This window comes from Methanobacterium bryantii (assembly GCF_002287175.1).
GTDB lineage: Archaea > Methanobacteriota > Methanobacteria > Methanobacteriales > Methanobacteriaceae > Methanobacterium_D > Methanobacterium_D bryantii.
Genome location: NZ_LMVM01000005.1, coordinates 40,484 through 54,116, shown reverse-complemented (window position 1 = coordinate 54,116; position 13,633 = coordinate 40,484). Strand labels below are relative to the sequence as shown.

The 13,633-nt window shown below is 34.3% G+C and carries 12 protein-coding genes; 8 read left to right on the top strand and 4 right to left on the bottom strand.

What is annotated here, in order from left to right; genetic code table 11:
- Positions 1–190: 190 nt before the first annotated feature.
- Positions 191–673, bottom strand: a complete 483-nt coding sequence (locus ASJ80_RS04890) for a DUF488 domain-containing protein (protein ID WP_179288737.1) — start codon at positions 671–673, stop codon at positions 191–193.
- A 224-nt stretch (positions 674–897) separates the two neighbouring features.
- Between ASJ80_RS04890 and ASJ80_RS04885 the strand changes: the two genes are divergently transcribed.
- Complete coding sequence (locus tag ASJ80_RS04885; protein WP_095652038.1) at positions 898–2,631, top strand: UvrD-helicase domain-containing protein; 1,734 nt, start codon at positions 898–900, stop codon at positions 2,629–2,631.
- 1 nt (position 2,632) lies between these two features.
- Here ASJ80_RS04885 and ASJ80_RS04880 read toward each other — a convergent pair whose 3' ends face one another.
- The 3 genes from ASJ80_RS04880 to ASJ80_RS04870 are packed head-to-tail and all read right to left on the bottom strand — an operon-like array spanning position 2,633 to position 6,824.
- Positions 2,633–4,729, bottom strand: a complete 2,097-nt coding sequence (locus ASJ80_RS04880) for a DEAD/DEAH box helicase (protein ID WP_095652031.1) — start codon at positions 4,727–4,729, stop codon at positions 2,633–2,635.
- A gap of 58 nt (positions 4,730–4,787) precedes the next feature.
- Positions 4,788–6,020 (bottom strand): BREX system ATP-binding domain-containing protein, encoded by a 1,233-nt coding sequence (locus ASJ80_RS04875; protein WP_095652030.1) that lies wholly within the window; start codon positions 6,018–6,020, stop codon positions 4,788–4,790.
- A gap of 9 nt (positions 6,021–6,029) precedes the next feature.
- Positions 6,030–6,824 (bottom strand): EVE domain-containing protein, encoded by a 795-nt coding sequence (locus tag ASJ80_RS04870; RefSeq protein ID WP_095652029.1) that lies wholly within the window; start codon positions 6,822–6,824, stop codon positions 6,030–6,032.
- 524 nt (positions 6,825–7,348) lie between these two features.
- On the opposite strand from ASJ80_RS04870, the gene ASJ80_RS04865 reads away from it, so the two are divergent.
- From ASJ80_RS04865 to ASJ80_RS04845, 7 genes are all read left to right on the top strand, one after another.
- Positions 7,349–9,385, top strand: coding sequence for a hypothetical protein (locus ASJ80_RS04865; RefSeq protein ID WP_095652028.1), 2,037 nt, complete (start codon positions 7,349–7,351; stop codon positions 9,383–9,385).
- Between the two features lie 912 nt (positions 9,386–10,297).
- Positions 10,298–10,933: a transglutaminase-like domain-containing protein gene (locus ASJ80_RS04860; protein ID WP_143747717.1), complete on the top strand. Its 636-nt coding sequence runs from the start codon at positions 10,298–10,300 to the stop codon at positions 10,931–10,933.
- Positions 10,934–11,398: 465 nt separating this feature from the next.
- Positions 11,399–12,256 (top strand): Fic family protein, encoded by an 858-nt coding sequence (locus ASJ80_RS04855; RefSeq protein ID WP_245837458.1) that lies wholly within the window; start codon positions 11,399–11,401, stop codon positions 12,254–12,256.
- 185 nt (positions 12,257–12,441) lie between these two features.
- The gene (locus tag ASJ80_RS16905; RefSeq protein WP_179288736.1) at positions 12,442–12,615 is read left to right on the top strand and encodes a nucleotidyltransferase family protein; all 174 of its coding nucleotides are present in this window, start codon (positions 12,442–12,444) and stop codon (positions 12,613–12,615) included.
- A gap of 16 nt (positions 12,616–12,631) precedes the next feature.
- The gene (locus tag ASJ80_RS16900; RefSeq protein WP_179288735.1) at positions 12,632–12,802 is read left to right on the top strand and encodes a hypothetical protein; all 171 of its coding nucleotides are present in this window, start codon (positions 12,632–12,634) and stop codon (positions 12,800–12,802) included.
- 13 nt (positions 12,803–12,815) lie between these two features.
- Complete coding sequence (locus tag ASJ80_RS04850; RefSeq protein ID WP_095652025.1) at positions 12,816–13,115, top strand: nucleotidyltransferase family protein; 300 nt, start codon at positions 12,816–12,818, stop codon at positions 13,113–13,115.
- Complete coding sequence (locus ASJ80_RS04845; RefSeq protein ID WP_218833789.1) at positions 13,112–13,456, top strand: HepT-like ribonuclease domain-containing protein; 345 nt, start codon at positions 13,112–13,114, stop codon at positions 13,454–13,456. Before ASJ80_RS04850 ends, ASJ80_RS04845 begins: the two co-directional genes overlap by 4 nt.
- The last annotated feature ends 177 nt before the right edge of the window (positions 13,457–13,633 follow it).

Below are 13,633 nucleotides of genomic sequence, written 5' to 3'. Positions count from 1 at the left end.
TGAATGTAAAAGTTCACTCGCGCCAAATATGAAACAATAAGAATATTCTATTTTTTTGATCTAATTTTTAACAAAAATTCTATAATTATATAATTGGATTATCTTTAAACAAATAATCTTTAAACAAAATTTCAAAAATAATTTTAATTTACGATTCAATATACGGATAATTTTTGTATTTACGAATTAACTAAAACAAAGTCATCTGAATATCCTTTTTATCAGGCTTGATTATTTTATCAGAACTATTTTTTCTAACATGAATTACTTCAAAACCTTTTTTAACAAGGGTTTGAGTTATCAAGTTATGCCTATGACAATTATAAGGATCTTCCTCACTACACATTAGAACAATATCATTCTCATTATTCAGTTCAATTATTCTGTTTATTCCTTCGCTGTAACGGTCACTCTTTGATATTAACCTGTAATTTACCTTACCGTTTTCATAATATTTCTTATCTCTTGGTTTTCCACCGATATAGTCACCAAGGAATATGTATCGCATACCATTTTCTATCAAACTTTTCTTGATATTCTCTCGGTTGAAATGGGATACGAACTTACTGTAGGGTGAACTGCGCACATCTACTACAATATCTATTTCAAATGACTTCAGTATATCGACAAAAGATTCTTGAGTCATGCTGCTGTGACCTATCGTGTAAATCATATTGTCATTTGTCATGTAATCGTTACAAATCCTTTTTTGAATTATTTAATTTTACGTGTTACTACTTTAAGATTAATATACTGTTTATTCTAAATATTTTTTAAATAATAAAATAACCAGACTTATAAAAACTATTTTTAGTATAATCCACTACTACTATTATAGAATTACTGAATTTATAATTGAATTTAGTTTTAAATTGGGAGCTTTTTATTTTGAGTAACATGAGAATTTATCCTTCGTGGGAGAAAATCAAAAAATTTAAGGAACCTCTAACTGAAGGTGAAAATACACTGGCCCGTTTTCTGGATGACAACTTACCTGAAGATTGGAAAATTTTTATAAAGCCTTACCTAAATAACGGCCGTCCTGATATTATCATCTTAAACCCTAATGTAGGATTAATGATTTACTCTGTCAAGGAATGGAAATCTGTAAATTATGACCCTGAATACAACCTGGAAGAAACTTCAGCCTATATAAAGCAGGTGAATAATTACAGGAACAAGATAATTGAGCAAATAATTCCAGATATGGGTGAGAAAATCGATGAAAATAACAGATTATTTGCACTTGTACAGACTGGAATCTACGTGCATAATATAAGTGGAGACAATGCAAGGGAACTATTTGACAACCGTAGTTATCCAACAATAGCAGGTTTCGATGACTTAACTGAAGAAAATGTTAACTATGTAGTTCCAGGTGCAGGTTTTGAAAGAAGCAGTTATATGCAAAAGGCGTGGGCTGATGAAGTAGAATTCTGGCTGAATCCACCATTTCACAGTAAAAGACAGGGTGAAAAACTTAAATTAACTGCAAAACAAAAGAACCACTCAAAACCTAAACCAGGGCATAGACGTATCCGAGGAGCTGCAGGCAGTGGAAAAACTCTGGTCATTGCATACAGGGCAGCAAAATTAGCAGCTGAAGGACATAAAGTTCTTGTAATCACCTTCAACCTCACACTCTGGCACTATATTAAGGATATGATCGCAAGGGCGCCATTTGATTTTGAATGGAAAAACATTACATTTAACCATTTCCACGGGTTCTGCAATGACATTTTAAATGAACTATCTGTACCAAAACCCAGTAAAAATTACTTCGATGAAGTTGTCCCAAAGGTGGAAGAGGCAATTTCTGATATCAACATTGACAGGTTCAAATTTGATGCTATACTTATCGATGAAGGTCAGGACTGTAAATGGGAATGGTACAATTTACTATCTAAATTTTTAAATGAACGGGACGAGCTCCTGTTTGTCTGTGATAAAAACCAGAATATCTACGGGCGTGAACTCAGCTGGATTGACAATATGGCCAGTGTCAAGTTTCGAGGTAGATGGGGAGAGCTGAACACAATCTACAGGCTGCCGCCAAAAATAGGCTCAGTAGCCAATAAATTCAGCGAAACATTTGGCCTGGATAACATGATTGAATCAGAAGAATATGCACAGTTAACTCTTTTTGAAAGGCCGCCAATTTTTAAATGGAAAAATATAAAGCAGATCGACTGGCTCCATGAAATAAAAAATGCATACACCTTACTCAAATATCAACAGAGAGGCTTTGGAGAAGGCCAGGCATCGGATATTGTTATTCTACTCCCTACTAAAAAGATGGGAATGAAAGCAGTTAAACTGTTTAAAAGAAGGAATATCGACGTGAACCATGTTTTTGAAGAAGATAGGACTAGATATTCCCGCCATAAAAAGGCATTTCCTCTTGAAGACAGCCGTTTAAAGATAAGTACCATTCACAGCTTCAAGGGATGGGAAGCAATCCATGTTATCATGATGATTCCAACAAGATGGAATGGTGATGAAAATCTTGACTCTCTGGTTTATACTGCAATGACTAGAACTAGGAAAAATTTGATTGTATTGAACAGTCATGAGAGGTACATGCAGTTTGGGAATAGTCTATCTAGAAAATCAGATGATAAGGATGAATAATTTACCATGTACTGAAAACAGAAGAATCAATTAATTTTAAAGAATTATTTTCAAAGAGATCAATTGTATCTTCTTTGTTAAACAGAATTTGCATTTTAAGCTCTGCATGATCTTTTTCAGGTAAATATTTGATGAACTTGTTTTTGATGAATTTTTTGGTTTTTTCAAGCATGAATTTCTCTAACTCTTCATCTTCCAGAATATCTTTGATATTATCTGCTATGTGTTCAACATCACTCATTTTCAGAATACCTTTAAATTTAAATGAAGAATAGTAAGGTGTATCATGAACACTGACTATATCATGGTAGAACTTGAAAATGGAAGATATCAACGAGTTAACCTTAAAACCTGCAAACGTGTAAATGAAGACTTTATTTTCCTCGAAATAAAATTGAACTGGTATTTTACCATTCTCAAAACCTGAAATTCTGCCCTCTTCTTCCAAATCTTTTATCATTTTAAGGCTGACTTCATCAAAATCATTTAAAAGTTCTTTATTATAGTCTCCAAGCAGGATATCATAGATTTTCCGGGTTAACAGGTAATCCATTACTCCTCCTTCACTGTGCCAGTTTGGAATCCCGCCTTCTTTTGCCTTTTTAACTTTCAGCCTGAAATTATCATGGTCAATTTTAGCTGCTGTCCAGACTTCCCCACCTAAAACAAAATTGGAACCTTTTTCCAGCGTGCCTATAACAAATGATGAATCTAAACTGCCAATAGTTTTACGCCCGTCAAGAACTGTGAATTCATAAGTCGGCCAGAATACGCTGTAAAACTCTAAAAAATTCCTTTTCCCAAATTCTTTTTCAAAAGCATCTCCTAAACTAAGGTATGGGCCATTTTCTTCTATAAATCCTTTTTCAACCATATTGTCTATGAAATATTGATATTCATCTTTGGAGATTTTAGAGAACACATACGCCTCTTTAAGAATTAAAAACAGGTCACGCTTCTTAATTCTTCCATATTCAAATATAATGCTTAATATCTGGTGGAAATAGATATCCTTTGGCTTTTCAGGTAATTTAATGTGTTCTAACTTTTTCTCTTTTACTAGGGCTAATTCTGCAAGTGACTTGACAATTTCTTCCTCGCCGTCGCAGAGAAGTATAGTTCTCTGGATCTTTGTTCTCCTGCCGCTTCTTCCAACCTTCTGCAGAAAAGAGCTGACATTTGAAGGGGGGTTCTTCTGGATTACAACATCTATATTTCCTATATCAATTCCAAGCTCTAGAGTACTTGTACTTATCATCAGACCATTTTTAACCTGCTTGAAATTCCCTTCACTTTCTTCCCTTGCATCCTTGTGGATTGAAGAGTGGTGGATAAATATATTTTTTACTTTCAAGTGTTTTTTAAATAGATTATGGTATTTTTCAGCTTCTTTACGGGAATGAACAAAAAAAACCACTTTTTTATCCAAATAGTTGCTTACTGTCTGAATTATCTTGAAATCATCTGCATAAATCACTTTGTACTGGAACGGCCTGCTGTTTTTATCTGCCACAACTTCGCTGTTTTCATTTGAAGTAAGCCAGTTTAAAATTGTCTCGGGGTTTCCTACTGTGGCTGATAACCCAATTCGGGAAATATCATTCCTGCAGTAAGTTTTAATTCTGCTGTTTATAATGGAATTAAGTTGTGTCCCCCTATCTGAATCAGCAAAGTAGTGTATTTCATCTATGATTATGTATTTCAAATTTTTAAAGATGGAATTCTTTATCTCACTGGACTTATTCATTAAAATGACTTCTAATGATTCGGGAGTTATCACGAGTATATCCGTGGGCTTTTTAATAAATGATGATTTTTGTGACGCTGTTACATCTCCATGCCACTTTGTTGCGGTTAGATCAAACTGATCACACCAGAATTCAATCCTCTGGTGGGTATCGTTGATAAGTGCTTTAAGAGGGGATATGAAAAGCACGCTCATAGGTTCTAGATTATTTTTGAGGATATCATCAAAAACAGGGATTAATACTGACTCTGTTTTGCCGGATGCAGTTGGAGCTATGACCAGCATGTCCTTATTTTCTCTAAAACGAGGTATGGTGGCCTTTTGGATAGGGGTCAAATCTTTCCATTTCATACGGTTTGCTATAAACCTCTGCAGCCTGGGATCTAAAGTATTGAAAACGTGGGTTATTCTACCACTCTTCCTCTACTTCTCTTTCTTCAAATATCTTCAAAATAGCCTCATTCGAATCTAATTCATCAGGGTTCTGCTGAATAGTATCTAAGACGCTTAAAAATGTCCTTACAAATTCCCTTGGGGTGGTTTTACCTCCAGTTAAAAGGGCATTATTTTCATGTATGTCAACAAGCTCGTCGATAATGGAGTTCATCCTGGAACCTGCATCCCAGTCGTAAACATGGGCATGCATCTCAACTATTTTAGATCCTAATTCCTTTAATTCTTCTTTTTTAAACCCTTCAAGTCTCATTATGGGCTTTCTGAGGTCTTTATGGTCTGTATCCAATGCATCTTTTATCCGGTCATACAATGCCTGGTAAGAAGGCACTCCCTTCTTCTGGTCTTCGAAAAATTCACTTGTACCTGCAAATATAAATAAAGTGCTTTCAAAGTTGCCTAAATTACACTCGTCAAATATAAAACGGATGTAATCGTAAGCCCCGTCCCTTAGCTTTGTCATCTGGAGTGACCTGATATATTCAACTTCATCTATTAAAATTACAATTCCACTGTATCCTAAAGACCTTACAAATGCAGATAATGCCTCTAAAAATGTGAATGCATTTTCCTTGGTCACGTCCCCTTTGACCCCGAACTTCTTCTTGACTGCAAATGGGATGTTGGAGTCTCCCCGGAGCCATGCCTGCGCGTAATTTGCAGTTTCAGTGTCTCCAGAAATTAATGCATCATGGTACTTTTCTATGGCAATTGCAAATGAATTAGAATACTTTCGAGTTTCTTCCAGGTCCTGGACCATATTTTCACTTACAATGGCATTCTGTCTTGCAGGGTCCTCAGTTTCTTCCATTGCAACCATTCTAAGTCCAGTAAGCCATCTTTCAATGATGTGTTCCAGGGAAGTCCCTGTTTTACACCTTAAAGTCTGAACTATGTTCTTATACACTTCTTCAAACTTATAGAATGGAATGTCACGGGTTATGGTTATTTTAGAAACTACAAAGTTGTCCTTAAATGCAGTTTCCTCGATTACTTTAAGGAGGAATGATTTTCCCCCGCCGTAGTCACCTTCAAGGAATTTGGTTGCAGCTTTGCCGTTTTTTATTTTTTCAAATAAACGTTTCATCTCTTCAATTTCAAGGGTTCTGCCTACACATATCTCGGAAGTCCCCTTTGGCGGTACGTTGCCTTCCTTTAAAGCGTGAATAATGTCTTCATAGTCGTCCATGTAATACCCCTAAACTAGTTTTATGTATCCAAATCTCTGTGAATTGCCCCTTGGGCCGTATAACTTAACTAAATTATCTGGATTTCTTGAAGGGCTGTGTTGGAACCCTAACTTCCAGACATTCTGCGAGTAATATTCCAGAATGTCTTCATAGCTCTTAGAAATGCCGTAAGAATTTATAAATTTATGTAAAAGCCTGATAAACTCTTTTATCTCAATCTGGTTGGATTCCTCTGTGTTTTTAACTATTTCATAGGTGCCTTTAATTGAGCAGGTCAAAAATTCATCCATTGTAAAGGACATTTTCTCAAAATAAACAGGAAAAGTTTTACTTGAATTCATCCTTCTTGTTATATAGTTAAAATCTTCCTGGTTAATTTCCTTGAATTCTGATTTAAATGGATATGGGAGATTTTTTTTATCTTTTATAAATTTAAGATCACCTGCAATGTCTTTTACAGGTATTGGTTCTGTGAAATATTTTATCCCCTTTAATTTAATCTTTCGCCCTGATTTTAATGAGTCTAAAAGGTATTCAGGATCGTCAAATGCCTCTTCTACAGGGCCGTAGCCTATAAATGAGATGTTTTTTTCATTTGAAAGTGGAGAGAAAAATACTATTTTATCTTCCGCTTTAACAGATTTTACGGCATTTGATTCCTGATTTGCGATACTTAATATCTTTTGCTCGTCTATCCTGCTTAAGTATTCCTCATCTATTCGGCAAATCCAGTATTTTGAACTTTCACCTGCTGACCGTAATGTTTGCTGCTTGATATGAACCCCGCCTTTTAAAAGTAACATTCGCTTTTTAAATAAGAAGCCCTAAAATGTATCTTAACTAAATAAAAATATCTAAGTGCATTAATTAATAAATTTTTCTTTAATCAATATAGAAAATAATAAATCACTGCAAAACTATCAATGATTAAAGGATTTACAGTTATCATTGATTAAAGACTATCAAGAATTAGAGGTTACTGTAATACGGTAAATTATTGTTGGATTGTGCAATATGGAACTTTAAATTGACTCTTAGACTATCAAGTATTAGGTGATATAATAGGTTATTTATTGTGGAGCATCTATAAATTATTGCACAATCAAATTAAAATATTTGGAGTAAAGATTACAAAGGGATGAAGGAGTGTAATGTCTGTAAACCATTGTAAAACTATAATTAAATGTTTTACAGGTAATATAGTTGTAAATTAAATAAAGCTTATCAAATGATATAATGGGTTAATATGTGTTGTAACTCATTTTAACTGTGATTAATGAATAAATTATGTAATATTGGTTAAAGACTATCAAAAATAGATGATATAATGGGCTATTTAATATGTGATACCTGTAATGATGTTTACAAATTACAGGACGGGGAATCACCAGAAGAATTCGACACCTGCCAGTGCGGCGGAAACCTGGAATATTATGAAACGTTGCAGGATTTTGTAAGCCAGTTTTATGACCTAAGTAATTTTAAGTCTGAGGAAGGAAATTTACTCCTTAAAAAGGGTTATAACCAGCTGAAGAAAAAAAACAGGGACCTTAAAGAGGATTACTCTAAACTAAAAGATGCCAAGCTGGAACTTGAAAGTGAAATTCAGGAACTTAGAGGATTCCAGAACAAATTAAAAGATATTAATGCAGAAGTTGAAGAAGAAAACCTGGAATTAAAGGATAAGATAAATGCAATTAGGGACAGATATTTGAAACTTGAAAATAGGAATTCTAAATCAGCAAAATATCATGGAGAGCAGCTTTCCACATTAAAAGATAAAGACAATGAACTGGAAACAGAAAATTCTAACGTGATTGACTTATCTAAAAAGGACAATAATTCGAATTCAAAAGAGGCTCCAAGTCCTATAAATAAATTAGCAGGCATTGATTCTAATTTAAAGAAAAAATTAAGGGAATTAATAGGGGCTAACCAGAAATTGAAAACAGAGTTGGGCCATGAGTCTCTTAAACTCGCAAATTTAAGGAAGTTTAATTACGGGTTAGAAACTAAAAATTCTGAGTTAAAGCAGGAAATTTTAAGGTTAAAAGAATTTGAAGAGGACCATAAAAAGCTTAATTTCAAATATGTTGTTTTAGAAAAGCACAACCAGGAATTAATAAATAAACACCTGGAATTACATGAAAACCACAAAGAACTGGAAGAGAACTTTTCTAAATTGGAACAGGAAAATTTCAAATTAAAAGAACTGGCAATTGCTTATGAAGATTTAAACCAGAAATATGCTGATTTAGAAAAATATAATGATAAACTGTTAACTAAAGATGCTGAATTGAGTAAGAGTTACAATAAATTGAAGGACAGCTTTTCTAGATTGGAAAAGGAGAATGTTAAACTAAGCAGGAGTGTTGGTTTAGATCCGAAATTAGAAAATAAATATAATGAACTATATGAAAATTACGCTAAATTGGAGGAGAAATTTTCTAAATTAGAAGAAGAAAACTTGAAATTAAAAGAAAGTGTTAATTCTGAACTACAAACCAGTTATAATGAACTCCAGGAAAAGTTTTCAAAACTGGAAGAGGAGAACAGGGAGCTAAACAGTGAATTAAGCGAGCTTAAGGACAATTTTTCTAATTTAAGGGAAACGAATCTTGAATTGAAAAGCTTCAAAGATGAAAATGAAGACATGGAAAATAAATACAGTGCATTACTGGAAAAGTACTCCAAATTAGAGGAAAAAAGCAGTAATATAGCTGACCTTGAAAAACACAACGAAGAGTTATCAAATGATAATTACAGGTTGGAAACTGATTTTAACCAGTTGAAGGCCAGATTATCTGAGTTGGAAGAAGATCTTAAAGGAGATGATGATCCGGACTCCAAATTAAAAACTCAATATGTCGAGCTGAACAGCGATTATCACAGGTTAAAAGTTGACCATTTCAATTTAAAGGAAAGATACCTGGCTTTGAAGGAGAAAAGCAAGGCTAAAACCATAACAGTGGACTTTTCCGGTGAAAACAAAGACGATGCCTCTTTAAAAACCCATATTATCTGTGAAGACTGCGGCCAGAAACTGCCTCTATCCCAATTTTATAAGACCAAATCCAATGAAAGGGGATACACATCAAGGTGTAAAAGCTGCACTCGGAAAAGGAATGCTGCACAGGGACTTGTAGAATTGAGCAAGTATATAGACCTGGACACTCCGTTTTCAAAGGATGAACTTAAAGCTGTTATTGGGGAACAGGAGTTTTCTGTCTTTGAAAATTATATGTGGGTCCTGTTAGAGCTTGATATTTTGACTTACCTTGAAGATGAGGATAAGTATGTTTTAAAGTCTGATGATAATTTGAAGGGCTTCTGCGGGACTTATGGGATTTCATTAGCTTTATAAACTTGATTTTGCAAATAACAGTAATTTGCTGTACTTTTAAGTTCATGCAGCTTAGAAATGAAACTTTCATCAAAAAGGAATTATCAAGTTTTAAAAGAATTTATGAATTTTTTTGATGTTGAGGAAAATTCATTTTGAATTTTTCGAACCCAAAAAAATAGAAAACTGTCGAAAATCAAAGATTTTTTACATGCCCCAAACGCAAAGCATTTGAGGGTTTTTTGGAGGTTGAGGAAAATCATAGATTTTGGAGGATTTCCTTGATTTTAAAGCTTTTCTATATTAAACTGCATCTTTAAAAGATGAACTGGCAAGGACATCTTTGTTTTATAATGATTTGATAGTTTAAAGAGATGGAGAAAATGGTGTGTTTTTAATATTATGATCAGTTTATTTTTTTATTGTTTTTTGAGGATTTAAATCAGGCCTATATTAAATTAAGGCCATTAAGAGACAATTCGGAGCATATGTTGTTTTTTTATAATGGTTTGATAGTTTAAAGGGATGGATCAAATGGTGCGCTGTAAATATTATGATTATTTTATTCTGTTTTATTAATATCTGCCATTTGCATGGTATTAATGTGTTATTGGTATGGTTTCATTCCAGATTTCACTTAGGGTGTATTTTGACCGTATGCCGGTTCAACCCCAATTGTATGATATTTTATGGATTTTAAGAAAACCATTAAGAACGCTTTAAATCTAAATTAGGCCATTTAAAACGCTTTGTTTAAACTTTTCTTACGAAACCTTTATATAGTATGAAGGCATATGTAGTGCTAACCCTGAGAAAAACACAAATTTGGTTTTTCGATGTTTGCGAATTTAAAATTCATTGAAATTCGCAACCGCAAAAAATTAAAGATTTTTTGCAGGATGGGCAATTGGAGGCGGTATAATTATACGTAAATTGTTATTTGCAGTCCTCTTAGTGGCAGGTATGTCGCTATTCGGTATTGCCGGCGCAAGCGCGGCAGATACTGGCGCTGCACACGCGCAGTATGGTCATCATGATACTGTGCATAAACATGTCTATAAACATGTTAAATATTATAAACATCATAAATTAAGTACACATAAAAGGAACAAATATGGTCACCAGAAATCTTACAGACATAGTTCCTACAAACACGTTAAAAAATCAAATTCAGCTAGTGTCAATGCACTATCACATTCACTTACAAAAGGTACAAGCTCACAGTACACTAAAGGAGCTCGAGTATTTAACTGGGTAAAAAGCAACGTTAGATACAAGTTCTATTATAACACTAAACATGGAGCTGCAGGTACCCTTAAATACAGGTCAGGTAACTGTGCTGACCAGGCACATTTAGTTGTTGCACTTTCAAGATCAGCAGGATTACCAGCAAGGTACGTCCACGCTAAAGCTCGCTTTAAAAACGGCCATGTTTACGGTCACTACTGGGCCCAAGTAAAGGTAAACGGTAAATGGGTCACAGCTGATACAACCAGTAAAAGAAACTCCTTTGGAGCGCCAAGAAACTGGAGTTCAGCAAGAATTGTAGGTATTTCAAATAATATATAATCCTACAATTTTTTTAAATTCTTTTTTAAATTCTTTTACACAATATTTTAAGTTATTTTATTTATGATATTATTTTTATTGAGTTCTTTTTACACTAATCTACGATTTTAACGTTTTTACTTGAAGAAATCACTTTTAAACCTATTTCTTGAAATAATGGAATAAGTTTACAATTTGTAAACATTTTGTTTACGTTCTGTAAACAACTTGGAAATTCAGTAGTCAAATATTTATTTTAGAGTATACAAAAAAGTAGTCAAATACTGATAAAATTAAAGAGTGTTAAATTTTATGTTCAGGCCAAATTTCAGCTACAACAATAAGATAGTAAATACATTACTTGAAATTAATTCAATGCGGGATTTCATAGTTAATGCACCTATTGTTGTGGAAATGGAACTTTCACTAAAACGAGACGCCCTGCTAAAATCAGCCCACCACTCCACGGCAATTGAAGGGAACCCCTTGACTTTAAATCAAGTTGATAGGTTGGCCCAGGGGCTTAAAATAAACGCCCAGAAAAAAGCCCAGCAGGAAGTTCTAAACTACCTCAACGTGCTCAATAACATGGATAAATACCTTGAAGAGGGAAAAATCACAGAAAAAATGATTTTAAAACTCCACCAGGATATAACTTATTCTACACTGGAAGACACCTACATGGAAGGCCAGTACAGGACTATACCCGTCCATGTTGTAAACGAGGAAGGTGAAACTGTATTTAATCCACCGCTCGCCCATTTAGCCCGTCAAGATATGAATGAACTCATTGAATGGATAAATGGAGATTCTAAAGAATTGAATCCAGTTATGGCTGCTGGAATTATCCACTACGAATTCGTAAGGATCCACCCCTTTGTGGACGGTAACGGGAGGACAGCCAGGGCGCTTGCAGCCCTTTTACTCTACTTGAGGGAGTTTGACACTGAAAGGTTCTTTACCATGGATGAATATTATGATTACGACAGGCCGGCTTATTATAGGGCGCTTAATTCAGTTGACGAGGAAACAAAGGATTTAACAGGGTGGCTGGAGTACTTTTTGGAAGGGTTTTTGATTTCTATATCTCAAATTAAAGATAGAATTCTGCTGTTTTCACCGGCTGAGGCTTTGAAGCGAAGGGTGAAATTGTCTGAAAAGCAGATGAAAATAATTGAGTTTATACATTTAAACGGGCAGGTTAACAACCTTGAGGTGCAGGAACTCTTAAAAATTTCCCGTCAGGGCGCTTATAAATATTTGAGGGCTTTAATGGATTTGGATTTAATTGAGAAGAAGGGCGGGAGCCGTTCTACGTATTATGTTTTGAAGTCGGATGCGTAGTCAAATGTGTTGTCAAATAGGTGGTCAAATAGTAGATTTAAAATATTTTTTCTACTGTAGAAAATCAATAACTCAAATTTCAATAATTTCTTTTTTCAAACTTCAGTTATTCACATTAATTTTAATAAATGGAATTACAAATATATTAAATTATATAGAAATAGTGAAATGAGTTTGTGATTTATATGAAAACCAAAGCTGAAGTTTTAGAAATACTGAAAAATGATCTCCCATATCTTAAAAAAGTTTTTCACGTGGAAAAAATTGGTTTATTTGGATCATATGCTCGTCAAGAACAGACAGAAGAAAGTGACCTAGCCCTCAAAAACCAATGGTTTTTGGGGCCCCAAAAATCGTAGATTTTTGAGGGATCTGATGGTGGAATTTCAAAAAACTCCTGATTTTCTCGAACTGTCCGATTTGGAAGAGCATCTTTCTGGTTTAGTTGGGTTTAAAGTAGAAATTGTCACTCCCGGTGGCTTAAAGAATAGAGTAAAACAGAATATAATGGAAGATATGGAATTTATCAGTGCGGAATCACTATAAAATCGTGATTAATATGAAAAAAGAAGCGCAGCTTGAAATTGAGGATGTAAAAAGAAAAATACTTCCTATTTTAGAGCAGTACGAGGTTAAAAAAGCAGGACTATTTGGCTCAGTAGTCCGAGGTGAGCTGCGGGAAGATAGTGACATCGATATTTTAGTTGAAATTGAAAAGGATATCAGCCTGCTGGACTTCGTTGATTTAAAACTTGAAATCGAGGAAAAACTGGGAAGAAAAGTTGATCTGGTAGAATACAGTACAATTAAGCCTCTTTTAAAAGATGTGATACTTAAGGAACAGGTGGCAATTCTTTGAGGAAAGATGCTAAAGTTTACATTGAAGACATGCTGGAAGGCATTCTCAAAATAGAAGAGTATACAAGCGGTGTCACAGAAGATGAATTTTATAAGAATACACTAATTCAAGATGCTGTTTTTAGAAGGCTTGAAATCATCGGAGAGGCTGTTAAGAGTATTCCTCAAGAACTTAAAGATTCTCATTCTGAAATACCGTGGAAACAGATTGCAGGGATGCGAGATATTCTCATACACCAGTACTCTGGCGTGAAATTGGAGAGAGTTTGGATTGTTGTAAAAAGGGACATTCCTGATTTAAAAAATAAAATAGCTGATTTAAAGGATGCTGTTGAAAACTAATTTTTTTTACTGCGGAGAAAAACGGAAACAACCTTAGAAATCACTGCATTCAACATCATTTAGAACCACCTTTTTTTAAAAAAAAGCCCTCAAAATCTTTGATTTTGGGGCACCAAAATTCTACGAATTTTGAGTGCATGGACCAAAAAATCCCTCGAAAATCGAAGATTTTCGGGG